The following is a 26,414-nucleotide window of genomic DNA, read 5'->3' on the forward strand; positions in this document are numbered from 1 at the left end:
GCGACCCGCTACGAGAAGACCGCCGAGTCCTACCAGGCCGCCGTCACCCTTGCCTCACTCCTGATGTGGGCGTGACCTTTGAAGACAACTCCTAGGGGCGCGGGGCTGTATCAATATGCGGCTCCGCCGCGTGGGCGCGATCAACCACAACGGACCCGCACCAGCCCACCCACCGAACCCCCCACCCCCTAAATCCCACCCACCCCGTAAAATCCGCACGTCAAAGCACCACCACCCACCCAGGAGCCCACCCATGGCCGAACACCCCGCCTACCCCGTGGGCCTCCGCCTCACCGGCCGCCGAGTGGTCGTCCTGGGCGGCGGCCAGGTAGCCCAACGCCGCCTCCCGTCCCTGATCGCGGCCGGCGCCGACATCACCCTGATCTCCCCGGAAGTCACCCCCTCGGTGGAGGCGATGGCCACGGCGGGCGAGCTCACCTGGGAGAAGCGCCCCTACGAACCCGGCGACCTCACCACCGCCTGGTACGCCCTGATCGCCACGGACGACCCCGACGCCAACACCCAAGCCTCCGCGGAAGCGGAATCCCACCGCGTCTGGTGCGTCCGCTCCGACGACGCCGACCAGGCCACCGCCTGGACCCCCGCCACCGGCACCAGCGAGGGCGTCACCATCGCCGTCCTGACGACGGACGCGAAGAGCCGCGACCCCCGCCACACCGCCCGCGTCCGCGACGCGGTCCTCGCCGGCCTGCGCGACGGCACCCTCGTCGCCCCCCACCACCGCACCCGCACCCCCGGTGTCTCCCTGGTCGGCGGCGGCCCGGGCGACCCCGACCTGATCACGGTCCGAGGCCGCCGCCTCCTCGCCGAGGCGGACGTCGTCATCACGGACCACCTCGGCCCCCGCGACCTCCTCGCCGAACTCCCCCCGCACGTCGAGGTGATCGACGCGGCCAAGCTCCCGTACGGCCGCTACATGGCCCAGGAGGCCATCAACAACGCCCTGATCGAACACGCGAGGGCGGGCAGGTCGGTGGTCCGCCTCAAGGGCGGCGACCCCTTCGTGTACGGCCGTGGCATGGAGGAGGTGCAGGCCCTCGCGGCGGCCGGCATCCCCTGCACGGTCGTCCCCGGCATCTCCAGCTCCATCTCCGTCCCCGGCGCGGCGGGCATCCCGGTCACGCACCGGGGAGTGGCCCAGGAGTTCACGGTCGTCAGCGGCCACGTGGCCCCCGACGACGAACGCTCCACGGTCGACTGGGCCGCGCTCGCGAGGCTCAACGGCACCCTCGTCGTCCTCATGGGCGTCGGCAAGATCGGCCGGATCGCCGAGACGCTGATCGCCCACGGCAAGTCCCCGGACACCCCGGTCGCGCTGGTCCAGGAGGGGACGACGACGGCCCAGCGCCGGGTCGACGCGACGCTGGCGACGGTCGACGAGACGGTCCGTACGCAGGACGTGAAGTCCCCGGCGGTCATCGTCATCGGCGAGGTCGTCACCGTCGGCCCCGGCACCATGGCGTAACCCCCGGTAACACAACCCGTTCCGAGCCGTTGGCACCGCACCCAGGACAAGGCAGTATCACTTCTGTGGCCGATCTCATCACCGTCGACGACCCCGACGACCCCCGCCTGCGCGACTACACCGGCCTGACCGACGTCGAACTGCGCCGCAGACGCGAGCCCGCCGAGGGCCTCTTCATCGCCGAGGGCGAGAAGGTCATCCGGCGAGCCAAGGAGGCGGGCTACGAGATGCGCTCCATGCTCCTGTCCGCCAAGTGGATCGACGTCATGCGCGACGTCATCGACGAACTCCCCGCCCCCGTCTACGCGGTCACCCCCGACCTCGCCGAACGCGTCACGGGCTACCACGTCCACCGCGGCGCCCTCGCCTCCATGCAGCGCAAGCCCCTCCCCACCGCCGAGGAACTCCTCCACACGGCCCGCCGCGTCGTCATCATGGAGTCGGTCAACGACCACACCAACATCGGCGCCATCTTCCGCTCGGCGGCAGCCCTCGGCATGGACGCGGTCCTCCTGTCCCCCGACTGCGCCGACCCCCTCTACCGCCGCAGCGTCAAGGTCTCCATGGGCGCCGTCTTCTCGGTCCCCTACGCCCGCCTGGAAACCTGGCCCAGAGACCTGGACACGGTACGCGAGGCCGGCTTCACCCTCCTGGCCCTCACCCCGGACGAGAAGGCCAAGCCCCTCGACGAAGCGGCCCCCCACAAGATGGACCGAGTGGCCCTGATGCTGGGCGCCGAGGGCGACGGCCTCTCGACCCAGGCCCTGATGGCAGCGGACGAATGGGTCCGCATCCCGATGTCACACGGGGTGGACTCGCTGAACGTGGGGGCAGCGGCGGCGGTGGCGTTCTACGCGGTGGCAACTGGACGTCCGGAGGCGTAAAGGGCTTTTGCTTTTAGGGGCGCGGGGAACTGCGCGAACAACCACGACGATGCCGCACCCGCCCCAAACGCTTCAGTCCCCCCACATCACTCCCGCCCCTGCTCCTGCCACACAACCCTCTCCCCGCCGCCCCCCAACCCCCGAGCCGGCCCCTGACAAGCCTGCACAAGCCCGATCCCCAACGCCACCAACAACGTCACCACCACGAACACGAACAACCGCTGCCGCAGCAACCGAGGATTGGCCGGCCGACGCCCCGTCCCCGTCGGCCGGGGCCGAGTAGCCGGCCGCCCGCCGCCAGTCCCACTACGCGGCGCAGGCCGACTCCCACTGGGCCGCCCCCGCCCGGAGGGCACCGGCCGGGACGACGACGAAGGCGCACCCCCACGAGACCCCCGGGACGGCGGATTCGTCCCCGCCTGCCGAACACTCCGCTCGGTATAACTGGCGGTCTCGGCGACCCGCCCACCACGGTCCCCCTCCGCGGACGCGGAACGCGGCGTCGGCGCCCGCCCCTCCAGCACCGCCCCCTGCGCCTCCCGAGCGGCGATCTCCTTCAGCCGCAACGACAGCTCCAGCGTGCTGGGCCGTTCCTCGGGGTCCTTCGCGAGACAGGCCCGCACGAGCGGGGCCAGCGCGTCCGGCACCCCTTGGAGCTGCGGCTCCTCATGCACGACGCGATACAGCATCACCTCCGAACTCCCGTGCCCGAAGGGCGAGTCCGCGGTGGACGCGTACGCCAGCGTCGCCCCCAGCGAGAACACGTCGGTGGCCGGCGTGACCGCCACCCCCCGCACCTGCTCCGGCGCGAGGAACCCCGGCGACCCCACGGCCGTACCGACGTGCGTGAGCGTGGAAGCGCCGGTCGCCCAGGCGATCCCGAAGTCGATGATCCTCGGGCCCTTGGGCGACAGGAGAATGTTGGACGGCTTGAGGTCCCGGTGGACGACCCCGGCCTCGTGGACGGCGACGAGCCCCTCCGACAGCGCGGCGCCGATCGAGGCGAGCTCGGCGGCCCCTATCGCGCCCTCGTCGGCCACCTTGTCGTGCAGGGAGGGCCCGGGGACGTACTGCGTCGCGAACCACGGACGCTCGGCCTCCAGGTCGGCCGCGACGAGCCGGGCCGTACAGCCGCCCCGGATGCGCCGGACCGCCGAGACCTCGCGGGCGAAGCGGGAGAGGAACTCCTGATCCTCCGCCAGATCGGGCCGGATGACCTTGAGGGCGACGCGCTGGCCCTTCTTGTCGGAGCCCAGATAGACGACGCCCATGCCGCCCGCGCCGAGCCGTCTGTGAAGCCTGAACGAGCCGACGACGCGCGGGTCCTCGCGCCTCAGGCGCATCATCGCCATGTTCATCCCCGCTGCCGGTCCGTGTGACGTGGCACAGCTTACGTTTCCACGACCGTCCGCGTGCAGGAGCCGCGCCCTCTCGCTCCGATCGATTGTCAGTGCCGGGCGGGACGCTTGAGGGGTGGTCAGAAGGGCGGCGCGGCAACGGTTTTCGGCCGTGTCCGGATCTCAACCAGCCGCCGCGGAAGGGGGGTTGGGGCCGCGGGCGGCGACCAGGTGGGGAGGCTCGTGGGAGCGGGGGGTGCGGCGCGGACGTACGGGGCGGTGGCCGGCGGGGAGGGGTGCGGGATGGAGGCGGCGGCCCGTGGAGAGGTGGTGGAAGTGAGCGAAGTCACCCGTCGAGGGGCCCTGCTCCATGCCGCCCGCCTCACGGCGAACCGGGTTCCGGCCCTCGCCGGGCGGGCGGTGCCCCGAGAAGCGGAACCAGGAAAACCCTCCCGTAGCGGACACCCCTTCCGGGAAGACCCTGAGACCGGGGAGCGCGTCTCCACCCAGGGGAGTACACCGCAGGTCGAGGCTCATCCTCCGGGAGGCCCGGCAATCGGTACGAGGGCATGACGCCCGGCCGCCGCCGCCCGCCTAAGTTAGAGGTCAAGCGGCGGGTGCAGCACTCGTCCCCCGAGGTCAGACACCCGCCGCTGCCAACGACAACCTGATTTCGGGAAGGAGGAGCCATGGCCTACACGGCACCGCGCAGCACCTACCGCGACAAGCCCGAGCCCGGCCGTCGTCACCCTCTGACGGCGACGCTGATGGTCCTCCCTCTCGCGGTCCTGCTCTTCGTCGTCTTCGGCGGCTGGGAGACAGTGGCCACACAGGCGTCGTCCGTGGGCGTGATGCTGGGGCGCTGAGCGGCGACCCCAGGCCCGGAAGAGCGGTCCGGGCGGGGACATCCCGACCATGAAACCCCGTGGGGACGGGGGTGCGGCGGACGGCAACAATGCCGGCGCAGCTGGGGAGCTGCGCCGGCATTACTTTTGTCCGCACGCGACAGAAGGACCCCCGTGACCCTGCTCACCGACCTCACGTTCCGCCTCCGCGCGCGGGCCCACCCCGACGCCCCGCCCTGCGCCTGCCCCACCCGCACCCTCGCGGACCGCCCCGACGCCACCGTCGTACGCCACGCGGGCGCGGTCGCCAAGGCGCACGCCCCCGGCACACCCCCGGAGGGCCTCGTGCCCCGCCTGCGGACGGCCGCGCACCTCCCCGAGATCCTCCTCGCCCCCCTCACCGCCACCCCCGTACCGCTGCACGACCGCCTCGTCACCTTCTGGCCCTACGGCACCCCCGTGGACCCCGACGCCCCCGACGAGGCCCCCTGGGAGGCCGCGGGCGCCCTCCTGGCCCGCCTCCACCGCGCCACCCCGCCCGGCCCCCTCCCGCCGATGCGCGGCCCGGCCAAGGCCGCCCGGGCCGTCGTCCGCCTCGAAGGCCGCCCCCACCCGGCGATCGCCCCGGTGCGCCGCGCCTGGGAGCGTCTGCCCGCGTGGGCGCGCGGCGAGGCGCCGATGCCGGACGGCGGTCTGTGCCACGGCGACCTCCACCTCGGCCAGCTGGTCCGCACGGCGGACGGCTGGCGGCTCATCGACGTCGACGACCTCGGGACCGGCGTCCAGGCGTGGGACCTCGCGCGGCCCGCCGCCTGGTACGCCTGCGGACTGCTGCCGCCCGAGGAGTGGCACCGTTTCCTCACCGCCTACCGGGACGCGGACGGACCCGCGCTCGGCGGGCACACCGACCCCTGGGCCGCGCTGGACGTCGTCGCGCGGGCGCTGACCGTGCAGACCGCCGCGCGGGCGATCGCCAAGTCACGGGCCGAGGGGCGGGCGTTGGACGAGGTCGAGGAGGCGGTGGTCGACGCCTGTGGCCGAATGTCCGCGTCGTAGGGTGCAACCGACCGGGCCCGGACGGAGTCTGTCCTGGGGTAACGCGAAACAGGAACGAACAGTGAGGAGTTGGGGCCGATGATGCAGTGTCCGAAATGCCATGCGGCGATGCACACGTACAACCGCAACGGCGTCCAGATCGAACAGTGCAGCAACTGCCGGGGGATCTTCCTCGACTACGGCGAGCTGGAGGCCCTGACCCGCCTGGAGGGCCAGTGGGGCCAGCCCGGCCCGCAGGCGTACCCGGCGGCCCCGCCGGTCCCCCCGCCGGGCCCGGCCTGGGGCGCCCCGCAGCACCACGGGGGTCATCACGGCGGGCACCACCGCCACAAGAGCTTCGGCCACATGCTCTTCTCCAGCTGATTCCAGCTGATACGCCACGAGGCCCCTGGTGAAGAACCAGGGGCCTCGGCGAGGTGTGGACGATACTGGGATTGAACCAGTGACCTCTTCCGTGTCAGGGAAGCGCTCTCCCGCTGAGCTAATCGTCCGCTCCGTGACGCGAGCGTCACGGTTGGTGCGCGATACTGGGATTGAACCAGTGACCTCTTCCGTGTCAGGGAAGCGCTCTCCCGCTGAGCTAATCGCGCGGGGAAGCCTCACGGCTTCAGTGGACGATACTGGGATTGAACCAGTGACCTCTTCCGTGTCAGGGAAGCGCTCTCCCGCTGAGCTAATCGTCCTTGGAGGTGGAGACGGGATTTGAACCCGTGTAGACGGCTTTGCAGGCCGTTGCCTCGCCTCTCGGCCACTCCACCAGGAGTGTCAGGGGTTCGGGAAGATCCCCTGGCTTTCCTTCGAGCGGACGACGAGGCTCGAACTCGCGACCTCAACCTTGGCAAGGTTGCGCTCTACCAACTGAGCTACGTCCGCTTGTCTTTCCCGGCCCGCTTGCGCGTCCCGGCGACGTGTTGAACTCTAGCGGATTCCCGGGCCAGGACAAAAACGCGTTTGCGCAGCGTGCTGCCGTACATCACCGAACCGCCCAGCTCAGGCCCCCTTGCGGACACCCCACCTAGACTCGACCCGTGCCTCCTCTGCCTCCCCTCGCCCGCTTCGGCACCCGCGTCGCCACCGGCCTCCTGGACGTCACGGACGACCCCGCCGCCCTGGAGTCCACCGGTTTCTGGGCGGTCGCCGCCGACTTCGAGGGCCGTCTGACCTGCGCCCGCTTCGGCGACGTACGCCGCGAGCCGGTCCCCGCCCCGGTGCCGGGCGCCTGGCACGGCCCTACCGAGGGCGACTGGACGTCGTCCCTCGACCACGCCGCGTACACGGCCGGGGTCGAGCGTGTCCGTGAGCACATAGCCGCCGGGGACGTCTACCAGGCGAACCTCTGCCGGGTCCTGTCCGCGCCGCTCGCCGAGGGCGCCGACGTCGACGCCCTCACCGCCCTCCTCGCCCGCGGCAACCCGGCGCCGTACGCGGGCACGATCCGCCTCCCGGAACACGGCGTCGAGATCGCCACCGCCTCCCCGGAACTCTTCCTGCGCCGCGACGGCCGTACCGTCCTCTCCGGCCCCATCAAGGGCACCGGCCGCACCGAGGCGGACCTCCTGGAGAAGGACTACGCCGAGAACGTCATGATCGTCGACCTCGTCCGCAACGACATCGGCCAGGTCTGTACGACGGGCAGCGTCACCGTCCCCGACCTGTGCGCGGTCGAGAAGCACCCCGGGCTCGTGCACCTCGTCTCCACGGTCGCCGGTGAGCTGCGCCCCGGCGCAGGCTGGCCCGAGCTCCTCGCCGCCGCCTTCCCGCCCGGCTCCGTCACCGGCGCCCCCAAGTCCAGCGCCCTGCGCGTCATCGACGCCCTGGAGACCTCCCCGCGCGGCCCCTACTGCGGCGGTCTCGGCTGGGTCGACGCGGACCGGGGGACCGGTGAACTCGCCGTCGGCATCCGGACGTTCTGGATCGAGGGGGGCCTGCTGAAGTTCGGCACGGGCGCCGGGATCACCTGGGGCTCCGACCCCGAGGGGGAGTGGCGGGAGACCGAACTGAAGGCGGCCCGGCTGCTCGCGGTAGCGTCGGGGGAGTACGACGGCTGACGGACCAGCGAGGTGGGCACCAGTGAAGCTATGGCTCGACGGCGGGCTGAAGGACGTCGAGGACGCGCGCGTCTCCGTCCTCGACCACGGACTGACCGTGGGTGACGGCATCTTCGAGACGCTGAAGACGACCGACGGGCAGCCCTTCGCCCTCACCCGGCACCTCGACCGCCTCACCCGCTCCGCCCGGGGCCTCGGCCTGCCCGACCCCGACCACGACGAGATCCGCGCCGCCTGCACGGCCGTCCTCGCCGCCAACCCCCTGCCGCTGGGCCGCCTCCGCATCACCTACACCGGCGGCCAGGGCCCCCTCGGCTCCGACCGGGGCGCCCACGGCACCACCCTCGTCGTCGCCGTCGGCGAGACCAGCCGCCGCCCCGACACGACCGCCGTCGTCACGGTTCCCTGGACCCGCAACGAACGCGGCGCCCTCACCGGCCTCAAGACCACCTCGTACGCCGAGAACGTCGTCGCCCTCGCCCGCGCGCACGGACAGGGCGCCAGCGAGGCCCTGTTCGCCAACACCGTCGGCGCCCTCTGCGAAGGCACCGGCTCCAACGTCTTCGTCGTCCTCGACGGCGAGATCCACACCCCGCCGCTCGCCTCCGGCTGCCTGGCGGGCATCACCCGCGAACTGACCGTCGAGTGGACGGGCGCCCGGGAGACGGACCTCCCCCTGGACGTCCTGTCCCGCGCCGACGAGATCTTCCTGACGTCCACCCTCCGGGACGTCCAGGCGGTGCACCGGGTGGACGACCGCGAGCTGCCCGGCGCGCCCGGACCGGTGACGGCGAAGGCGATGCGGGTGTTCGCGGAACGGGCGGGGGACGATCTGGACCCGTGAGGGGCGGGGGAGCGGCGCGGTCCGCTCTCCGTGAGCCTTCTGCCGGCCGGCGTCTTTATTGGGCTGCCCACCGGGGCCGTAGCGGGTAGAAATCCCGGCATGACCACGACCTTGCGGCCGACCGAGCCGCTCCAGCGGGAGTCCGGGACCGTCGGGCGGCTGTCGCGCCGCTACCAGGTGTGCGTGAACAGCCGGCCCGTCGGCTCGCTCCACCTCGGCACGCACCCCGGCTTCGGCCCCACGATCGCCCGCATCGAGGAACTCCGCATCGACGAGACCGACCGCCACCGGGGCCGCGCCACGGTCGCCGCGCTCGCCGCGGAGGAGGCGGCGCGCGGCTGGGGCTGCCGGATGATCGAGGTGTACGTCCCTGTCGAGCGCGGCACCGCCCCCGACAGCGTCCCCGGCATCCGCCTCGCCACGGCCCTCGGGTACGTCCCCCGCAACCGCGGCATGGAGAAACCCCTGGGTACGACCGCCCCGGCCCTCCCGCCCGGCCTCACCGTCCGCCCCTTCACCGAGGCCGAGTACCGCCCGTTCATGGAGCGCAGCTTCCGGAGCTTCGCCGAGTCCTGCGTCGCACGCGGCATCACCCGCGCCGAGGCCGACGCCCGCGTGGCCCGCGACTCCGCCGAACTCATCGCCGCCTGGCCGCCCGCCCCGAGCACCACCCTCAGCGTCCTCGAACACACCGGCCGCCCGCTCGGCACGCTCTGGCTGCACTCCGCCGACGACCACTCCTTCGTCTACGACGTCGAGGTCGCCGCCGAGTTCCGGGGCCAGGGCCACGGGCGTACGCTCATGCACCTCGCGGAGACGCAGGCGATCGCCTGCGGCAGCGGGACGCTCGGCCTGAACGTCTTCACCGGGAACACGCCGGCGGAGCGGCTGTACGAGTCGCTGGGGTACGGGGTGACGGGGCAGGGGATGTACAAGAACCTGCTGTGAGGGGCCCGCACCAGGCTTTCTGGATCAGGCGTCCGGCGTCGCCAGCAGCCGGTCGGCGATCTCCTCGACGCGCTCCCGGAGCCCTTCCTGACTCTTGCCGCCGTCGAGCCGCTCACCGCCGATGACGTACGTCGGCGTACCCGTGACGCCGATCGCCTTGCCCTCCGCCTGGTCCGCGTCGACGATCAGGATGTGCCGGCCGTCCACCAGCGCCGTGTCGAACTCCTCGGCGTCCAGGCCGAGTTCACGCGCCGTCTGGACGAGGAACTTCTCCCCGCGCCGGTCCAGCTCCTCGACCCGCCCGAGCACCGCCTCGACGTACTCCCAGCCCCGGCCCTGCTCCCACGCCTCCTCGGCGGCCTGCGCCGCCGCGAACGCGTGCTTGTGCTTCTCCAGCGGGAAATGCCGCAGCCGCACCTCCAGCCGGTCCCCGTACCGCTCCCTCAACGCCCGCAGATCCCCCAGCGCCGAACGGCAGTCGGGGCACTGCAACTCACACCACACATCAAGAACGACGGGACCGGAGACGCCGGAAGCGGTTTCACTCATGCCCCCAGTCTCCCAGCTCCCCGAGCGGCCCCCATGACCATCCACTTCTACGGCGCCGACGACGTCCCCGACCCCACCCCTGGTCCCCGAGTCAGGGCTGACCCGGAGATGTCCCTGATGTCCGGCCCGAGGCATGGCCGCGGACGTGGGGAGAGGTGCACGATGGAGGAAGGACGGGGCGGGCGGACCGGAGGGACGGGGTGCGTCGGCCCGTAGGAGCACGGCACGCACGGCATGACACAGCACTAGTGCACGGCACAGCACAGCGACCCTGGAGGACAGCATGATCGCCGAGACCGTCTGTTCCGCAGTCGCCGCGGCCGGCCTCGGCATCGCGGCGGTGACGGCCTACCGCAAACGCTTCCTGTCGGCGGCCCGGATCGCGGCCTACGCCCTGGTCCCGCTGGGCCTGGTGATGACGGGCGTCGTCAAATGGGCGGCGGACACGGCGTTCAGCCCCACGGCCTGGGCCGGCTTCGCCGTACTCGGCGGCGCCTGGGGCCTGTTCACCCTGACCCGCTCGGTGGAGCGCCGCAGGGGCGGCACCCGCAAGGAGCGCAGGGAAGCCACCCGCGCCGCGTCCCGCGAGGCCGTGGCCCCGGCCGCCTCGACCCCCACCCTCGGCCCGACGGCCACCCGCCGCCCCGGCAACGCGACCGCCCGCCGCCCCGAGCCGGCCCGCCCCACCGAGGACTTCAGCGACATCGAGGCGATCCTCAAGAAACACGGCATATGAGGCATCCCGCCTGCCTCGTCCATCCCGCCTGAAACGACACAAGTAGCGCCCCGGCCGCGCGAAAATGATCACGCCCTGAAACCGACCTCGACGGTTTTGGCGAACTCCCGCTCAATCCGCGCGTATTGATCGCAACAGGGGCCCGACCTGCGCCATCATCGCCCGCGAGATGCTGGACACCACACCACAGAGCGATGCCGCGCCCCCTCAGGACGAGCCGCGCGGATGCCTCTTCGCCCTGTCCCAGCCACCGCTCATGATCTTCCTCGCGGTGATCGGGACCCTCCTGCTCATGGCAGCGCTGCACGATCTGCTGCTGCTGTGACCGTCCCGCGGTCCCCGGCGCCACCCGCCGGGGCCCGCGCAATCCCACCCCCATGCACACGGATCACCGCCGGGAGGAGAAGACAGACCGCCGCTACCGAAGACCCCTCGCTCCGCCCCTCACCCCGTGGCCTCCTTCCGCCGCGCCCGATAGGCCGCCACGTGCAACCGGTTCCCGCAGGTCCGGCTGTCGCAGTACCGCCGCGACCGGTTGCGTGACAGATCGACGAACGCGCGACGGCAGTCGGGAGCCTCGCACCGCCGCAACCGCTCCTGCTCACCCGCGACGACGAAGAACGCGAGCGCCATCCCGCAGTCGGCGGCGAGATGGTCGACGAGGGAGGCGCCGGGAGCGAAGTAGTGGACGTGCCAGTCGTACCCGTCGTGATCGGTCAGCTGGGGAGTCGTCCCCGCCCCCGCGACGAGCTTGTTGATCAGCTCGGCCGCGGTCCGCGCGTCACGAGCGCCGAAGATCTCGTCGAACCGCCCCCGCAACCCCCGCACGGCCAGCAGATCGGCCTCGGTCAGCCTCTCCACCCCGCTGATGTCGTACGAACGTACGAAATCCTCCAGGGCGGGGATGTCCGGCAGTCCGTCCGGCGTCGCCTCGTCCTCCGGCGCGGTGTTGACCAGACCCACCACCGAGTCCAGCGCGCACTTGGTGTCGTGGGGGATCAGCACATTTCGCTCCCTGCCCTGAGGACGGGCCCCACGCCCGCCGATGCTGGCCGATGGTAGCCGCCCGGCACGAGAAACCACGGCCCCCGAGCCCACCCGGTCCGGCGACGGAAAACCTCTGCCCCCGCCCCGCGCCCCGAAACCCGGCCCACCCCGAAAACACCGATGCCGCCCCCGGAGAACCGGTGAGCGGCGTCGGTCGCGGCCAGGCCCGGCCCGCGGTCGTACGTGCCCGAGCCGTCTCCCCGAGTGGACGGCTTCGGGCGGAGGGGAGGTGTCGCGCCCCCTAGCTCTCCGCCAGGATGTGCGACAGCTCCTGATCGAGGTCGAAGTGCCGATGCTCCGTGCCCGGGGGCACGGCCGCGTCGGTGCGCTTCAGGAAGGATTCCAGTGCCCGCGCCGGTGCCTCCAGGAGGGCCTCGCCCTCGGGGGAGCTGAGGGCGATGCAGACGACCCCCTGACCGTGGCTGCGCGACGGCCACACGCGGACGTCACCGGTGCCGGTGGGCCGGTGCAGGCCCTCCGCGAGGAGGTCGCGGGCGAACACCCACTCGACGGTCTCCTCGGCTCCGGTGTGGAAGGTGGCGTGCACGGCGTAGGGATCGGCCGTGTCGTACCGCAGACCTGCGGGAACAGGCAGGGAGGACTCGCTCGACACAACGAGGCGCAGGTGCAGCTCGCAGCTGACCGTGGTGTTCATAAGCGCCAGGGCCTTTCGCTCAGTGTGCGCTCGGGGATTCGCACGTCGGCGAAATCGACATGCCACCTACGGTGCCGTTGTAAACCCCTCTGAGTGTTTTGTGCGTCTTTACGTAACTCTTCCGGCCGAGGCCCTCTTCGTCCGGTACCACCATTCCGGTGATCGGATTCCCTCCGGTAAGGTTCAAGTATGAATACGGGGAGTGACGAGCCCGGCGAGGGGGCCGTGGTGACAGACAGTACGAAACCAGGCGGTACGAAGGCGGACGGCGAGCGGCCCGAACAGGGTCAGGAGGCCCAGGACCAGGGTCTCGGCTCCAAGGCGCCGGCGTTCATCAAGAAGAGCAGGACCCTGCATCTGAGCTGGCAGGTCGGCGTCTTCGTCATCGGCCTCGCGGTCGTGGTGATCGGCATCATCATGCTGCCGCTGCCCGGCCCCGGCTGGGTCGTGATCTTCGCGGGCATGGCGATCTGGGCGACCGAGTTCGTCTGGGCGCAGCTGGTCCTGCGCTGGACGAAACGCAAGGTCACCGAGGCCGCCCAGCGCGCGCTCGATCCGAAGGTGCGGCGCCGCAACATCATCCTGACGTCGATCGCGCTCGTGATCATCGGCACTCTGGCCGGCGTCTACCTCTGGAAGTACGGGCTGGAGATGCCCTGGAACATCAAGAACCAGTGAGCCGAAGCCTCCGCAGGTGACCCGGGCGCCCCTCCCCAGCGCCCCGGCAGACCGTCTCCCCGCCGGTCGAAGTCACCCTCTGACATGCGGTAACGTTCTCCCCGTGCCCGGGCGATTAGCTCAGTGGGAGAGCGCTTCGTTCACACCGAAGAGGTCACTGGTTCGAACCCAGTATCGCCCACCCGATTCAGGGGCCGTTCCGGTAGCCGGAGCGGCCCCTGAGGCATGCGAGGGTCCGCCGCGCCCAGCCTGACATCGATCATCACGCCGGTCCACGCCCCCCACCTCGAACACCTCCTCGCCGCCCACACCTCCCACCCGGCTGGACCTGGGAAAGCCTCATCCAGGAGGACGGCGAAACGGGCACCGCGGACACATCCTGACCGCTGGCGGTGCTGGCGGTGCTGGCGGTGCTGGCGGTGCTGGCGGTGCTGGCGGTGCTGGCGCCGGCCCCACGCCCCGCCCCCTTCAGGCGCGCCCGCCTCAGGACCCGCTCCCGGAACCACCCGGCCCCCCGGAACCCACCCCGGCCCCCGAGAACCACGCTGCCCCCCAGCGCCAAGTCCGCCTCGGCACCCACCCCCAGATCCACTTCGCCCACTCCCGCCGCGACGGCGTGGCCATCACCCGCAACCTCGCCCTGGCCGGGGACATCGAGACCCTCAGGGACCCGGCGACCGGCTGGACCACCACCCTCTGCACCCTCGCCGCCGCCCACCTCATCGGTGAACCGGCGCTGCTCCACCGCAAGCTTCCCAGCCGGCTCTCCGCAGGTGACGCCCACTCCGAACCCGTCGAACGCGCCCTACGCATGCACCTGATCAGCGACCACGCCGACCAACTCGCCGCCCAGTTCGACCAGACCGCCGACGGACAAACAGCACCTCGCCGTCGTACCCGTACCAGAACACCCCAACCCCCGGTTCAAACCCGAGTGGAGAATTTCGGCCCATGTCTGCCGGGCCCCGACCCCGCTCCCGCCGTTCGGGCCACCGAACCACCCGTGCCCACCTGCGGATATGTCAACCCGATTGCCGTGAACGGGACTTGAGGGTCAGGGGCGCCCGCAAGCCGTCCCACAAGAAAATCCTGTCCGAATCATTGACGCTCTCTCACCCCCCTCGTACCTTGTGCCAGCAAGCGCTTTCTTGAAACGATTCATGCAAGCGGCAACGACGCTGCGGGGAGGGCCCGACTGTGGGAACCACCAGGAATGTTGAGAGGCGAACGATCCTGAAGGCGGCCGGGGCGACGGCTGCCACGCTCGGGCTGGCGGCGACGACCGGGTGCGGCGGTGACAGCGGATCGTCCTCCGACGGGACGGTGACGATCCGTTACGCCTGGTGGGGTGCGGACGACCGGGCGAAGAGAATCAACCAGACCATCGCGCTCTTCGAGAAGAAGTACCCGAAGATCAAGGTGAAAACGGACTTCCAGCCGTACGGCGACTTCTGGAAGAAGTTCAATACCCAGGCTTCCGGCGGAAATCCGCCGGACGTCTTCCAGAACGCCATCGGATTCCTGCGGAAATACGACGCGAAGAACGTTCTGCTCGATCTGAGCGCACAGGTCAAGGCCGGAAACCTCTCCATGGACGGATTCCGCGCCGGACTCGACAAGTTCGGCGAGGTCGACGGCAAGCTCCTCGGCGTCCCGGTCGGCTCCAACTCGATGGCCCTCGTCATCGACCAGCCCGTCTACACCCGCTCCGGTGTCACCCCGAAGCCCGGCTGGACGTGGGACGAATTCCACGCGGCGATGCTGAAGATCCACCAGAAGACCGGCCGCGCGGGCGACTCCGGCATGTACGGCGTCATGTACCTCTACGACCTGTACCTCCGTCAGAACGGCAAGGCGTTCTTCACCGCCGACGGCCTCGGATTCGCCGAGTCGGACCTGAAGGACTGGTGGACCAAGGCCGAACAGGGCCTGGAACAGGGCGAGTTCGCCGACGCCAAGAAGGTCGCGCAGATCAAGCCGAAGTCCGCGGTCGCCGCCGAACTCGCCGCCGGCGAGTTCACCTGGGACAACTTCACCGTCCGCTACACCTCCGAGGGAAAGAGCGAGTACCGCCTCGCCCCCATCCCCACCACGGACGGCAAGAAGACCGGCCAGTACCTCGGCTCCCTCATGCTGAGCGCCTCCAAGCGCACCAAGCACCCCAAGGAAGTCGCCCAGTTCATCAGCTTCATGGTCCACGACCCCGAGGTCGCCAAGATCATGGGCTACGACCGGGGCGTCCCCGCCACCCAGGCCCAGTACGACGCGTTCAAGCCGACCGACGAGGTCGCCAAGTCGATCGCCGCCTACGAGGAGTCCCTCGTCTCCTCCGGCGTCCTGGAGCCCATCACCCCGCACCCCAGCGGCGCCGACATCTGCGAGTCCGCGTTCCTGCGGATCGCCGAGGAACTCGCCCTGGGCACCCGGTCGGTGGACGACGCCGTCAAGCAGTTCTTCACCGAGTCGAAGACGGCCCTGACGGCCTGATGGGAACCACCGTGACACACGCCCCCGCACTGGAGGGTCTGACCGAGGACTCCGGGCCGCCGAGCGGCCCGGAGCGGTTGGCGAAACCCCCCGAGCTCAAGCGCCGGATGCGCCGGGAGAACCTGGCCGGCTACCTCTTCATGTCGCCGTGGATCGCGGGGTTCCTGCTGCTCACGGCGGGCCCGATGGTCGCCTCGCTCTACTTCGCGTTCACCGACTACAACCTCTTCGACCCGCCCAAGTGGATCGGCCTCGACAACTTCTCCGAGATGTTCGGCGACCCCCGCTGGCGCCACTCGGTGCAGGTCACCCTCTGGTACGTCGTCGTCGGTACGCCCCTCAAGCTGCTCGCCGCCCTCGGTGTCGCCCTGCTGCTCGCCCAGAAGCGGCGCGGCCAGGCGTTCTACCGGGCCGCGTTCTACGCACCCTCCCTGATCGGGGCCAGCGTCTCCATCGCGATCGTCTGGAAGGCGATCTTCTCGGACGACGCGGTCGTCGACCAGACGCAGCAGTTCTTCGGCATCAACGCGGGCGGCTGGACCGGTGACCCGGAGCTGATCATCTACAGCCTCGTCGCCCTCACCGTCTGGCAGTTCGGCGCCCCGATGGTCATCTTCCTCGCCGGCCTCAAGCAGGTCCCGCGCGAGCTGTACGAGGCCGCCGAGATGGACGGCGCCGGGACCTGGCGCAGGTTCTGGAACATCACCCTGCCGATGATTTCCCCGGTCCTCTTCTTCAACGTCCTGCTGGAGACCATCCACTCCTTCCAGATCTTCAGCTCGGCGTACATCGTCGGCGGCGGCGCGGGCGGCAACGCCTGCGGACCGGCCGACGGATCGATGGTCTACACCTGTTATCTGTACGTCCAGGGCTTCGAGAACAGTCGCATGGGCCTCGCCTCCGCCATGGCGTGGCTGCTGCTGGTCGCCGTCGCGCTGGTCACGGCCGTCCTCTTCTGGTCGCAGAAGAAGTGGGTGCACTACGAGGAGGACGCTCGATGAGTTCCACGACCCTCCACGAGGCGAAAGGTGTCGGCCGCAAACGCGCCGGCTCCCTCGCCTGGCACCTCGGCTCCCTCGCGATCCTCGCCGTGATCCTCTACCCCGTGATCTGGGTCGTCGGCGGCTCGTTCAAGAAGAGCGAGGACATCGTCGGCAGCCTCGACCTCTTCCCGTCCGACCCGATCACCACCAACTACCAGCGGCTCACCGACGGCATCGCGGACATCTCGATCTCCACGTTCTTCGTCAACTCCCTGACCCTCGCGGTCGGTTCCGTGATCGGCATCCTGATCTCCTGCTCGCTCACGGCGTACGCGTTCGCGCGGATCAAGTTCGCCGGCCGCAACCTGCTCTTCACGCTGATGATCGGCACCCTCCTGCTGCCGTACCACGTCCTGCTCATCCCGCAGTACGTGCTCTTCCGCAACATGGACATGATCAACACGTACACCCCGCTGCTGCTGGGCAAGTACCTCGCCACGGAAGCGTTCTTCGTCTTCCTCATGGTCCAGTTCATGCGCAACCTGCCGAAGGAACTGGACGAGGCCGCGCGCCTCGACGGCTGCGGGCACCTGCGCATCTACTGGTCGATCGTGCTCCCGCTGTGCCGCCCCGCCCTCATCACCAGCGCGATCTTCACGTTCATCAACTCGTGGAACGACTTCATGGGCCCGCTGATCTACCTCAACGAGCCCGACAAGTACACCGTCTCCCTGGGCCTGAAGATGTTCGTCGACCAGGAGGGCGTGGCCGACTACGGCGGCATGATCGCCATGTCCCTCGTCGCGCTGCTGCCCGTCCTCGCGTTCTTCCTCGCCTTCCAGCGCTACCTCATCGACGGCATGGCGACCTCCGGACTCAAGGGCTGACGCCGTGGCCACCGAGACACGCGTGAAGCCCCGCAAGGAGTCCGTGTTCGCCGAACGGTTCGCGGTCTTCGCCGAGTGCCTGCTCACCGGTGTCTGGATCGCCGTCGCCTGCCTCGGCGTCGTCACCTACCCCGCCGCGCTCGCCGCCGGCAGCCGCCATCTGGCCCGCCGGACCGCCCATGTGGACGGCGGACTGCGGGAGTTCGTCCAGGACTTCCGTACGGCGCTGCGCGGCGGGTGGGCCGTCGGGCTCGCCGGGTGGGCGGCCGTCGTCGCGGTCTGGGTCGACGTGTGGGCCGTGCGCGCCGGGCTGCCGGGCGGGCCGCTGGTCGGCGCGATCGGCGTGTTCGCGCTGATCGGAGCGGCCGTCGCCCTGCTGCGCGCGGCGGCCGTCTGGACCCCGGGCGACCGCTGGCGCGAGCTGCTCGCCGACGCCGGCCGCCGTACGGTCCTGGACCCGGCCGGCTCCTTCCTCGTCGTCACCGGCCTCGCCGTAGTCGTCATGTCCGCGTGGTTCATCGCCCCGCTGGGCGTTCCCGTCCTCGGCGCCGTCGTCGCGGCGGCGCTCGCGGTGGAGGAGCGCCACCGCCGCCGCTGAACACGCTTCTCCCGGTACGACGCCGGCGCCCCCGGCGTCGTACCCCAAGGCCGGTGACCCCGCGCCTTCCTCTGTCATGCCCCTGACCAGCCCGAAGCTTCCCCGCACGGAAAGGAACGGCCATGTCCCCCCTTCCCCGCAGATCCCTCCTCAAGGCGGCAGCCGTCGCCGGAGTCGCCGCACAGTTCAGCTGGGCGCTCGGCGCGAACAACGCCTCCGCCGCACCGGCCGCCGGGACCGGCGCCGCCGACCCTGTCACCCTGGACTGGCTGGAGGACGGCGGCCTCGGCGCCGCCCCCGGCTCCACCCTCGGCGTGCCCTGGCCCATGGGCACCTTCCAGGACGACCAGACCTTCGCCGTCACCGACGCCGCCGGCCAGGACGTCCCCGTCCAGTCCTGGCCCATCGCCTACTGGCCCGACGGCTCCCTCAAGTGGACCGCGCACGCGGTGAGTTCGGGTGACGGCAAGCTGACGCTGGCCCCCGGCCAACCGGCCGCGCCCGGCAAGAAGGTCACCGTCGACAAGAGCGGCGGCACGATCGACGTGTCGACCGGCGTCGTCGACGTGAAGATCGGCAAGTCCGGCGCCACGCTCATCAAGTCCGTCAGGCGCGGCTCCACCGAGATCGCCAAGAACGGCCGCCTCGTCCTCATCCGCCAGCCCGAGATCGAGGACGAGGACCAGGGCACCGTCAAGACCGAACGCTTCGAGGGCGCCATCTCCTCGGTGACCGTCGAACAGGAGGGCCCCGTCCGCGCGGTCGTCCGCATCGACGGCAAGCACCGCAAGGGCAGCCGCAGTTGGCTCCCCTTCTCGATCCGCCTCTACTTCTACGCGGGCGCCGACTCCTTCCGCATGGTCCACACCATCACCTACGACGGCACCCAGGAACCCGGCAAGGCCAGCGGCGACTTCATCCGCGGCCTCGGCGTCCGCTTCACCGTGCCGATGCGCGACCAGTCCTACGACCGCCACGTCCGCATCGGCGGCGAGGGCACCGGCCTCCTGCGCGAAGCCGTCAAGGGCATCACCGGCCTGCGCCGCGACCCCGGAATCGCCGTCCAGGAAGCCCAGTTCGCCGGAAAGAAGCTCCCCGACCCGTCGACCTGGGACCAGCGCGTCACCACCCGGCTCCAGTACATCCCCGAATGGGGCGACTACACCCTCTCCCAGCTCTCCGCCGACGGCTTCACCCTGCGCAAGCGCACCAAGAAGGGCCACGGCTGGATCGGCGCCGGCGGCGGCAAGCGGGCCTCCGGATTCGGGTACGTCGGCGGCACGAGCGGCGGATTCTCCTTCGGCCTGCGGGACTTCTGGGAACGCCACCCCTCCCAGCTCGACATCCGCGACGCCCAGACCGACGAGGCCGAGGTCACCCTCTGGCTCTGGTCCCCCGAGGCCCAGCCCATGGACCTGCGCTTCTACCACGACGGCATGGGCCAGGACACCTTCCCCGAACAGCTCGAAGGTCTCAACATCACCTACGAGGACTACGAGCCCGAGTTCGGCACCCCCTACGGCATCGCCCGCACCTCCGAACTCCTCTTCTGGGCCAACGAGTCCACCCCGACCCCGGAAACCCTCGCCCAACAGGTCGAAGCCGTAAGGGTGTTGCCGCAACTCGCCGCCCCGCCCAAGCAGTTGATCAAGGCGAGCGTCTTCGGCCCCGGCCTCTACTCCGAACCCGACCGCTCCACCCCGGCCAAGGCGAAGATCGAGGACCACCTCGACTTCCTCTTCACCTACTACAAGGACCAGGTGGAGCAACGCCGTTGGTACGGCTTCTGGGACCACGGCGACATCATGCACACCTACGACACCGTCCGCCACCAGTGGCGGTACGACATCGGCGGATACGCGTGGGACAACTCCGAACTCTCGCCCGACCTCTGGCTCTGGTTCGCCTACCTGCGCTCCGGCCGCTCCGACATCTTCCGCTTCGCCGAGGCCATGACCCGGCACACCGGTGAGGTCGACGTCTACCACCTCGGCCAGTGGGCCGGCCTCGGCACCCGGCACGGCGTCCAGCACTACGCCGACAGCGCGAAGCAGCAGCGGATCGCCAACACCACGTACCGCCGCTACTACTACTTCCTCACCGCCGACGAACGCGTCGGCGACCTCATGCACGCCAACGTCGACTCCGACGAGACGTTCCTCGTCCTCGACCCCATCCGCAAGATCCGCACCGAGCCCTACACCCCCGACCGGCACGCCCTCTCCATCGGCTTCGGCACCGACTGGAGCGGCCTCGTCTCCGCCTGGCTCACCGAGTGGGAACGCCGCGGGCCCAAGTGGGAGAAGGCCAAGGCGCGCGTCCTGTCCACCATGGAGACCATCGCCGCCCAGCCCAACGGGTTCGTCCAGGGCAGCGGGCTCTACGACCTCGACACGGGGAAGTTCGCGGTCGCCGCAGCGCCGGTCGTCGGCGTCTCGCACCTCTCCGCGGTCTTCGGACTCAACGAACTCTGCGCGGAGCTGATCCACCTCGTCGACATGCCCCGCTTCAACGAGGCGTACTTCGACTACTGCCGCTTCTTCAACGCCACCAAGGCCGAACAGGCGGCCCGCTACGGGTCCAACTTCGGGACACTCCTGCTGTTCCAGGGGCACTCCCGCCTCGACGCGTACGCCGCCGTGAAGACCGGCGACGACAAGCTCGCCAAGCGGGCCTGGGACAAGTTCTACAACTCCGACGGGTACAAGGAGTCGGCGCCGTGGCGCACGGAGAAGGTCGAAGGCCCCACCGCCCTCGTCGCCGGTAGCGAGGCCACCTGGGTGTCGACCAACGACACCGCGCTGTACGGACTCGCGGCGATCGAGAACCTGGCGCTGCTGGGGAACAAGATGCCGTAACACCTCACACTGGTCCCATGGACTGGACGCACTACCGCTTCCACAGCCTGTGGCGCCTCCCCGCTCCGGTCGCCGCCGTGTACACGGCACTGGAGCGGGCCGAGGACTACCCCCACTGGTGGCCCCAGGTCCGCTCGGTCACCCGGGCCGACGACACCACCGGCGTCGTACGGATTCGGGCCACCCTCCCCTACACGCTGACCTTCACCGCGCGCGAAGTCCGGCGCGACCCCGTCGCCGGGGTGCTGGAGATCTCCATGAGCGGGGATCTCGAAGGGTGGGCGCGGTGGACACTGGAGGCGCACGGGGGCGGGACGCTCGCGCGGTACGAGCAAGCCGTCGTCGTACGCAAGGCGTTGCTGCGGGTGCTCGCCGTGCCCGGGCGGCCCGTGTTCCGGCTCAATCACCGGCTGATGATGCGCGCCGGGCGGCGCGGACTCGTCCGGGTGCTGCGAACGGTTTGAAGGAAAGGCGGGCGGGCCTGTATTGTTCAGTGCGTTCCCGGGCGATTAGCTCAGTGGGAGAGCGCTTCGTTCACACCGAAGAGGTCACTGGTTCGAACCCAGTATCGCCCACCGGGAAAGGCCGGTCAGCCGCGAGCTGACCGGCTTTTTGCTTGCCCTCACGCCGCCGCCGGAAGGCTCGGCGGACGCAGCGGCCACGCCGGGTCCACCGTCTCCTCCTGACCGCTGCGCGCGAACCACGCCTGGAGACCACGCGCCTGCGCCGCGTGCCACCCCGTCTGGAGACTGTGCAGCTCACCGGGGGAGAGACGCTCCAGACGTGCCGAGAAGCGGCGCCCGACAGCCCGTACGACCTCCAGCGCGGCCAGCGCGTCCGCACCCGCGTCGTGCGCCTCCGCGAGCGTCACCTCGTAGTGCTCGCACAGATCCGTCAGCGTACGGCGGCCCTTGCGGTAGCGGTCCAGATGCTTGTCCAGCACCCGGGGGTCCAGCACCCGCAGCGGCGTCTGCTCCAGCCACTCGTCCAGCGACGACGCCCGGTGCCGGCGCAGCTCACGGTCCAGCAGCGTCAGGTCGAACGGCGCGTTCATCACCACCAACGGCCGCGCCACCGCCGCCTGTTCGGCCAGCAGCTCGGCTATCTCGTACATCACCGGCGCCGGCCAGCGCCCGTTGCGCTGAAGGTGCTCCTCCGTCAGCCCGTGCACCGCCGTCGCCGAACTCGGCACCGGCACCCCCGGATTGACCAGCCAGCGGGTCACCCGAGGCCGGGTACCCGTGGCGTCCTGCACGACGAGCGCGGCCGACACGATCCGGTCGGTCTCGACGTCCACTCCTGTCGTCTCGGTGTCGAAGGCCGCGAGAGGACCTTCGTACCAGCACGCCATATCCTCACAACCCCTCGTTCACGCACGGCCGATGACATGCCGTCTTCTGCCTGTTTGGTGATACCCGGGCTGTTTGCGCCGTACGCCGGAAGGACACAACAGGAGTGCGGGACCAGGCCATTCGCCGGACCGCACCAAGAACTCGCAAAACGGGGAAGGCTGTTGGTCATGGCGATAGCGCAGCCCGAGCGGGGCGGGCTGCTGCCCGAACGCACGGGCCCCCATCGCGGCACGCTCGCCACCACCGCCTGCATGGAGACGTTGCAGGTCGGCTATCTGCACGCGGTCGCCGCCGCGGCCGGCTGCTCACTCTCCCAGCCGTTCCCCGACAACGGCATCGACTGGCACGTCAGCCACGGCTCACCCGGCCACACCGTCGACGACGAGGTCACCATCAAGGTCCAGCTCAAGGCGACCTACCAGCTCCCACCCCACCCGCCGGGCCGCACCTTCCCCTTCACCCTCGAAAACGACCACCTGCGCAAACTCGCCCGCACCCCCGTCTCCGTACACAAGATCCTCGTCGTCATGATCGTCCCCCGCGCCCAGGACGACTGGCTGCACGCCGGCCACGACCGCCTCGACCTGCGCCACTGCTGCTACTGGACCAACCTCGCCGGCCACCCGATCACCGGCCGCACCCGCACCACCGTACGCATACCGACCTCACGCATCTTCGACGACCGAGCGCTGTGCGAGATCATGACGCGGGTCGGGACGGGAGGACGACCATGAGCCACCGGCCGCTCGACGAAACCCTGCGCGCCGTACGACCCCACCCCGCACCCGGCTGGGACCGCACCCCCCGCCCCGCCGACGTCGACCCCGCCGTCCTCGCCGCCCTCCTGCGCCGCCACGGCTGGCAGCGACGCGGCGGCGCCCCCGGCCGCTACGGCCGCTGGACACCCCCCGGACCCGGCGCCGGCACCAGCCTCCTCGTCCCCGAGAGCCGCGCCTTCCCCGACAGCGACGACCTCCTCGCCGAAGCCCTCACCGCCCTCACCCGCGCCGCCACCCCCGCCGCCCACGAGGTCCTCCTCGGTCTCACCGTCCCCAGCGACGAGATCCGCTGGTCACGCGACGTCCCCGACGAACCCGCCTCCTGGCGCACCGACGACGCCCTGCGCGCCGCCGCCCGCCAGACCCTCCTCGCCGGCGCCCTCGCCACCCGCGCCCGCACCGGCTACCACGGCGCCCGCCACCGCCGAGGAGCCGGCGCCCTCCTCGACGACGTCCTCGTCGGCACCGCCGAAGGAGGCCGCCGGCTCACCGCGTTCGTCCCCGTAGCCACCGCCCGCCCCCTCGCCGTCCGCCTCCACCACGCCCTCCACGCCACCCGCGAGGCCGTCGACTACCAGCGCGCCACCGGCGCCACGGACGCCTTCGACGGCGCCGTCGAAGCCGGCGTCAGCCGCGAACTCACCGAGGCGCTGATCGTGCTCGTACGTGGGACGGAAGGCGCCCGGATCGGCATCGCCTGGGCACCCGGCGCCGGAGTGCCCGAGGGGTGCACCGCCTCCGGGGAACCCGTCGAGTTCTCGCCCGGGGACCTGCCCGCGCTGCGCGAGGCCGGCGCCCGCTACCTGCGGGAGGAGCCCGCCGTACCCGTCACGGTCACCGGGGCCGTCGTACGGCTGCGGCGGTCCGGGCCCCGGGGGGAGGGGAGCGTGCGGCTGCGGGTGCTCGGCGGGGCCGAGGTGCCGCAGGTGCGGATCAGGCTCGACGAGGAGGACTACCGCATCGCCGGACAGGCCCATCTGCTCGGACTCCCGGTCCGGGTGCGGGGCCGCCTGGAGAGCCGGGGCGGGTTCCGGCGGCTCGCGGGCGCCTACGGCGTCGTACCCGTCGAGGTCGACGACGAGGAACGGGACCGGCTGCTCAAGTCGCTCCAGGAGAACCTCGACTTCTTCGAGGAGGCGTGCGGGGGAGAGCTGGACGAGGACTGACCTCGGGGCTTGTTTCGCGGAGGGTGGTCCGGGGTCGGTACGATCCCCTCTTGCGCGCGCTCCTCGTATGGCGCCGCATTTCACCTTCAGGCAGGAGAGACCGGTGTCAGACGTCCGTGTGACCATCCAACGCGATTCCGAGCGGGAAGAGCGCGTGGTGACGACGGGGACCACGGCCGCCGACCTCTTCGCCGGCGAGCGCACGATCGTCGCCGCGCGCGTGGGCGGCGAACTGAAGGACCTCGCGTACGTGGTGTCCGACGGCGAGACCGTCGAAGGCGTCGAGATCTCCTCCGAGGACGGCCTGAACATCCTGCGGCACTCCACCGCCCACGTCATGGCACAGGCCGTGCAGGAGCTGTTCCCCGAGGCCAAGCTCGGCATCGGACCGCCGGTCAAGGACGGGTTCTACTACGACTTCGACGTCGAGAAGCCGTTCACGCCCGAGGATCTCAAGGCCGTCGAGAAGAAGATGCAGGAGATCCAGAAGCGCGGCCAGAAGTTCGCGCGCCGCGTCGTCACCGACGAGGCCGCCCGCGAGGAGCTCGCGAACGAGCCGTACAAGCTGGAGCTGATCGGGCTCAAGGGGTCCGCCTCCGCCGACGACGGCGCGGACGTCGAGGTCGGCGCCGGTGAGCTGACCATCTACGACAACCTCGACGCGAAGACCGGCGAGCTGTGCTGGAAGGACCTCTGCCGGGGTCCCCACCTGCCGTCGACCCGGCTGATCCCGGCGTTCAAGCTGATGCGGAACGCCGCCGCGTACTGGCGGGGCAGCGAGCGCAACCCCATGCTCCAGCGCATCTATGGCACCGCCTGGCCGTCCAAGGACGAGCTGAAGGGGTACCTCGACTTCCTCGCCGAGGCCGAGAAGCGTGACCACCGCAAGCTCGGCAGCGAGCTGGACCTCTTCTCCATCCCCGAGCAGATCGGCTCCGGGCTCGCCGTCTTCCACCCCAAGGGCGGGATCATCCGCCGGGTCATGGAGGACTACTCGCGGCGGCGGCACGAGGAGGAGGGGTACGAGTTCGTCTACACGCCCCACGCGACCAAGGGCAAGCTTTTCGAGCAGTCCGGTCACCTCGACTGGTACGCGGACGGCATGTACCCGCCCATGCAGCTCGACGAGGGCGTGGACTACTACCTCAAGCCGATGAACTGCCCGATGCACAACCTGATCTTCGACGCGCGGGGGCGGTCGTATCGCGAATTGCCTTTGAGGTTGTTCGAGTTCGGGACTGTGTACCGGTACGAGAAGTCGGGTGTCGTGCACGGGCTCACCCGGGCGCGCGGCTTCACGCAGGACGACGCCCACATCTACTGCACGCGTGAGCAGATGTCCGAGGAGCTGGACCGGACGCTGACGTTCGTGCTGGGGCTGCTGCGGGACTACGGGCTCGACGACTTCTACCTGGAGCTGTCGACCAAGGACCCGGAGAAGTTCGTCGGCAGCGACGAGGTCTGGGAAGAGGCCACGGAGACGCTGCGGCAGGTGGCCGAGAAGCAGGGGCTGCCGCTGGTGCCGGACCCGGGTGGGGCCGCGTTCTACGGGCCGAAGATCTCCGTCCAGACCAAGGACGCCATCGGCCGGACCTGGCAGATGTCGACCATCCAGCTCGACTTCAACCTGCCCGAGCGGTTCGACCTGGAGTACACCTCGGCGGACGGCACGAAGCAGCGGCCGGTCATGATCCACCGCGCGCTCTTCGGGTCGATCGAGCGGTTCTTCGCCGTGCTGCTAGAGCACTACGCGGGGGCGTTCCCGGCGTGGCTGGCGCCGGTGCAGGCGGTGGGTATCCCGATCGGGGACGCACACATCGACTACCTGACGGAGTTCGCGGCCGAGGCGAAGAAGAAGGGTCTGCGGGTCGAGGTGGACTCCTCGTCGGACCGGATGCAGAAGAAGATCAGGAACGCTCAGCGAGCCAAAACGCCGTTCATGATCATCGTCGGCGACGAGGACATGAACGCCGGGACGGTCTCCTTCCGCTACCGGGACGGCTCGCAGGAGAACGGGATTCCGCGTGACCAGGCGCTGGCTAAGCTCGTTGACGTCGTAGCGCGTCGAGTGCAGGTGTAGTTGTTCCCCGCTGAGGCGGGGGTGGTCCGAAGATTCGGAAGGCGCATAAGCACAAGGCGCCGTCGTCCCCGCGTCAGCGGGGTTCCGGCCCCCGGAGTTCGCTCCGGGGGC

26 protein-coding genes and 7 tRNA genes are annotated in these 26,414 nt (G+C 70.5%); 23 read left to right on the forward strand and 10 right to left on the reverse strand.

Annotated features, from left to right (window positions below; all coding sequences use genetic code 11):
- Nucleotides 1-253: 253 nt before the first annotated feature.
- Both cobA and ABZX85_RS42550 read left to right on the forward strand, forming a co-directional pair.
- Nucleotides 254-1,486, forward strand: a complete 1,233-nt coding sequence (gene cobA / locus ABZX85_RS42545) for a uroporphyrinogen-III C-methyltransferase (RefSeq protein ID WP_355881978.1) — start codon at nt 254-256, stop codon at nt 1,484-1,486.
- Between the two features lie 65 nt (nt 1,487-1,551).
- Entirely contained in the window at nt 1,552-2,370 is an 819-nt protein-coding gene (locus tag ABZX85_RS42550; RefSeq protein ID WP_355881981.1) for an RNA methyltransferase, read from the forward strand.
- An 86-nt stretch (nt 2,371-2,456) separates the two neighbouring features.
- Here ABZX85_RS42550 and ABZX85_RS42555 read toward each other — a convergent pair whose 3' ends face one another.
- Nucleotides 2,457-3,728 (reverse strand): serine/threonine-protein kinase, encoded by a 1,272-nt coding sequence (locus tag ABZX85_RS42555; protein WP_355881984.1) that lies wholly within the window; start codon nt 3,726-3,728, stop codon nt 2,457-2,459.
- A 668-nt stretch (nt 3,729-4,396) separates the two neighbouring features.
- Between ABZX85_RS42555 and ABZX85_RS42560 the strand changes: the two genes are divergently transcribed.
- From ABZX85_RS42560 to ABZX85_RS42570, 3 genes are all read left to right on the forward strand, one after another.
- Nucleotides 4,397-4,573, forward strand: a complete 177-nt coding sequence (locus ABZX85_RS42560; protein WP_355881987.1) for a hypothetical protein — start codon at nt 4,397-4,399, stop codon at nt 4,571-4,573.
- Between the two features lie 153 nt (nt 4,574-4,726).
- Entirely contained in the window at nt 4,727-5,608 is an 882-nt protein-coding gene (locus ABZX85_RS42565; RefSeq protein WP_355881990.1) for an aminoglycoside phosphotransferase family protein, read from the forward strand.
- Between the two features lie 78 nt (nt 5,609-5,686).
- Nucleotides 5,687-5,971, forward strand: coding sequence for a zf-TFIIB domain-containing protein (locus ABZX85_RS42570; RefSeq protein ID WP_355881993.1), 285 nt, complete (start codon nt 5,687-5,689; stop codon nt 5,969-5,971).
- A 56-nt stretch (nt 5,972-6,027) separates the two neighbouring features.
- On the opposite strand, the gene ABZX85_RS42575 is transcribed toward ABZX85_RS42570, so the two are convergent.
- The 5 genes from ABZX85_RS42575 to ABZX85_RS42595 all read right to left on the reverse strand — a co-directional run bounded on the left by ABZX85_RS42575 (nt 6,028) and on the right by ABZX85_RS42595 (nt 6,481).
- Nucleotides 6,028-6,099 (reverse strand) — tRNA-Val (locus ABZX85_RS42575).
- Nucleotides 6,100-6,123: 24 nt separating this feature from the next.
- Nucleotides 6,124-6,198: transfer RNA gene (locus tag ABZX85_RS42580), tRNA-Val, on the reverse strand.
- A 21-nt stretch (nt 6,199-6,219) separates the two neighbouring features.
- A tRNA-Val gene (locus ABZX85_RS42585) sits at nt 6,220-6,291 on the reverse strand.
- 1 nt (nt 6,292) lies between these two features.
- Nucleotides 6,293-6,366, reverse strand: a tRNA-Cys gene (locus ABZX85_RS42590).
- Nucleotides 6,367-6,408: 42 nt separating this feature from the next.
- Nucleotides 6,409-6,481, reverse strand: a tRNA-Gly gene (locus ABZX85_RS42595).
- A 155-nt stretch (nt 6,482-6,636) separates the two neighbouring features.
- On the opposite strand from ABZX85_RS42595, the gene ABZX85_RS42600 reads away from it, so the two are divergent.
- From ABZX85_RS42600 to ABZX85_RS42610, 3 genes are all read left to right on the forward strand, one after another.
- Nucleotides 6,637-7,656 carry a chorismate-binding protein gene (locus ABZX85_RS42600; RefSeq protein WP_355881996.1) on the forward strand — a complete coding sequence of 340 codons (1,020 nt, stop codon included), beginning with the start codon at nt 6,637-6,639 and terminating at the stop codon, nt 7,654-7,656.
- A gap of 22 nt (nt 7,657-7,678) precedes the next feature.
- Nucleotides 7,679-8,500, forward strand: coding sequence for an aminodeoxychorismate lyase (locus ABZX85_RS42605; RefSeq protein WP_355881998.1), 822 nt, complete (start codon nt 7,679-7,681; stop codon nt 8,498-8,500).
- 99 nt (nt 8,501-8,599) lie between these two features.
- Nucleotides 8,600-9,448 (forward strand): GNAT family N-acetyltransferase, encoded by an 849-nt coding sequence (locus ABZX85_RS42610; protein ID WP_355882000.1) that lies wholly within the window; start codon nt 8,600-8,602, stop codon nt 9,446-9,448.
- A gap of 24 nt (nt 9,449-9,472) precedes the next feature.
- Here the strand turns inward: ABZX85_RS42610 and ABZX85_RS42615 are convergent, their stop codons facing one another.
- On the reverse strand, nt 9,473-9,997 hold the full coding sequence (locus tag ABZX85_RS42615) for a DsbA family protein (RefSeq protein WP_355882003.1): 525 nt from the start codon (nt 9,995-9,997) through the stop codon (nt 9,473-9,475).
- A 283-nt stretch (nt 9,998-10,280) separates the two neighbouring features.
- Here ABZX85_RS42615 and ABZX85_RS42620 point away from each other — a divergent pair, with 283 nt between their 5' ends.
- Both ABZX85_RS42620 and ABZX85_RS42625 read left to right on the forward strand, forming a co-directional pair.
- Nucleotides 10,281-10,733, forward strand: coding sequence for a hypothetical protein (locus ABZX85_RS42620; RefSeq protein ID WP_355882006.1), 453 nt, complete (start codon nt 10,281-10,283; stop codon nt 10,731-10,733).
- A gap of 169 nt (nt 10,734-10,902) precedes the next feature.
- Nucleotides 10,903-11,058 (forward strand): hypothetical protein, encoded by a 156-nt coding sequence (locus ABZX85_RS42625; protein WP_355882009.1) that lies wholly within the window; start codon nt 10,903-10,905, stop codon nt 11,056-11,058.
- Between the two features lie 119 nt (nt 11,059-11,177).
- Here ABZX85_RS42625 and ABZX85_RS42630 read toward each other — a convergent pair whose 3' ends face one another.
- A complete protein-coding gene (locus ABZX85_RS42630; RefSeq protein ID WP_355882011.1) occupies nt 11,178-11,738 on the reverse strand; it encodes a CGNR zinc finger domain-containing protein in 561 nt (186 codons plus the stop codon).
- Nucleotides 11,739-12,021: 283 nt separating this feature from the next.
- Nucleotides 12,022-12,435, reverse strand: a complete 414-nt coding sequence (locus tag ABZX85_RS42635) for an SsgA family sporulation/cell division regulator (RefSeq protein WP_004002642.1) — start codon at nt 12,433-12,435, stop codon at nt 12,022-12,024.
- 189 nt (nt 12,436-12,624) lie between these two features.
- Here ABZX85_RS42635 and ABZX85_RS42640 point away from each other — a divergent pair, with 189 nt between their 5' ends.
- The 10 genes from ABZX85_RS42640 to ABZX85_RS42685 all read left to right on the forward strand — a co-directional run bounded on the left by ABZX85_RS42640 (nt 12,625) and on the right by ABZX85_RS42685 (nt 21,501).
- Nucleotides 12,625-13,113 carry a TIGR02611 family protein gene (locus ABZX85_RS42640; RefSeq protein WP_355882013.1) on the forward strand — a complete coding sequence of 163 codons (489 nt, stop codon included), beginning with the start codon at nt 12,625-12,627 and terminating at the stop codon, nt 13,111-13,113.
- Between the two features lie 109 nt (nt 13,114-13,222).
- Nucleotides 13,223-13,294: transfer RNA gene (locus ABZX85_RS42645), tRNA-Val, on the forward strand.
- Between the two features lie 435 nt (nt 13,295-13,729).
- A complete protein-coding gene (locus ABZX85_RS42650; protein ID WP_355882016.1) occupies nt 13,730-14,164 on the forward strand; it encodes a hypothetical protein in 435 nt (144 codons plus the stop codon).
- Between the two features lie 146 nt (nt 14,165-14,310).
- Nucleotides 14,311-15,600, forward strand: coding sequence for an extracellular solute-binding protein (locus tag ABZX85_RS42655; RefSeq protein ID WP_355882019.1), 1,290 nt, complete (start codon nt 14,311-14,313; stop codon nt 15,598-15,600).
- Nucleotides 15,600-16,601: a sugar ABC transporter permease gene (locus tag ABZX85_RS42660; RefSeq protein WP_355882021.1), complete on the forward strand. Its 1,002-nt coding sequence runs from the start codon at nt 15,600-15,602 to the stop codon at nt 16,599-16,601. The genes ABZX85_RS42655 and ABZX85_RS42660 overlap by 1 nt, the downstream gene beginning before the upstream one ends.
- Entirely contained in the window at nt 16,598-17,470 is an 873-nt protein-coding gene (locus ABZX85_RS42665) for a carbohydrate ABC transporter permease (protein ID WP_355882023.1), read from the forward strand. The genes ABZX85_RS42660 and ABZX85_RS42665 overlap by 4 nt, the downstream gene beginning before the upstream one ends.
- Before the next feature lie 4 nt (nt 17,471-17,474).
- The gene (locus ABZX85_RS42670; protein WP_355882025.1) at nt 17,475-18,068 is read left to right on the forward strand and encodes a hypothetical protein; all 594 of its coding nucleotides are present in this window, start codon (nt 17,475-17,477) and stop codon (nt 18,066-18,068) included.
- Between the two features lie 122 nt (nt 18,069-18,190).
- Complete coding sequence (locus tag ABZX85_RS42675) at nt 18,191-20,926, forward strand: Tat pathway signal sequence domain protein (protein ID WP_355882027.1); 2,736 nt, start codon at nt 18,191-18,193, stop codon at nt 20,924-20,926.
- A 17-nt stretch (nt 20,927-20,943) separates the two neighbouring features.
- Nucleotides 20,944-21,390, forward strand: a complete 447-nt coding sequence (locus tag ABZX85_RS42680) for an SRPBCC family protein (RefSeq protein WP_355882030.1) — start codon at nt 20,944-20,946, stop codon at nt 21,388-21,390.
- Between the two features lie 39 nt (nt 21,391-21,429).
- Nucleotides 21,430-21,501: transfer RNA gene (locus tag ABZX85_RS42685), tRNA-Val, on the forward strand.
- A gap of 47 nt (nt 21,502-21,548) precedes the next feature.
- Here the strand turns inward: ABZX85_RS42685 and ABZX85_RS42690 are convergent.
- Complete coding sequence (locus tag ABZX85_RS42690) at nt 21,549-22,277, reverse strand: 3'-5' exonuclease (protein ID WP_355882032.1); 729 nt, start codon at nt 22,275-22,277, stop codon at nt 21,549-21,551.
- Between the two features lie 168 nt (nt 22,278-22,445).
- Between ABZX85_RS42690 and ABZX85_RS42695 the strand changes: the two genes are divergently transcribed.
- The 3 genes from ABZX85_RS42695 (at nt 22,446) to thrS (ending at nt 26,303) form a co-directional block, all read left to right on the forward strand.
- Nucleotides 22,446-23,012: a DUF4365 domain-containing protein gene (locus ABZX85_RS42695; protein WP_355882035.1), complete on the forward strand. Its 567-nt coding sequence runs from the start codon at nt 22,446-22,448 to the stop codon at nt 23,010-23,012.
- Complete coding sequence (locus ABZX85_RS42700; protein WP_355882037.1) at nt 23,009-24,223, forward strand: hypothetical protein; 1,215 nt, start codon at nt 23,009-23,011, stop codon at nt 24,221-24,223. The genes ABZX85_RS42695 and ABZX85_RS42700 overlap by 4 nt, the downstream gene beginning before the upstream one ends.
- Before the next feature lie 103 nt (nt 24,224-24,326).
- Nucleotides 24,327-26,303 carry a threonine--tRNA ligase gene (gene thrS, locus ABZX85_RS42705; protein WP_355882039.1) on the forward strand — a complete coding sequence of 659 codons (1,977 nt, stop codon included), beginning with the start codon at nt 24,327-24,329 and terminating at the stop codon, nt 26,301-26,303.
- The last annotated feature ends 111 nt before the right edge of the window (nt 26,304-26,414 follow it).

Source organism: Streptomyces sp. NPDC004539 (assembly GCF_040610055.1).
Classification (GTDB): Bacteria; Actinomycetota; Actinomycetes; order Streptomycetales; family Streptomycetaceae; genus Streptomyces.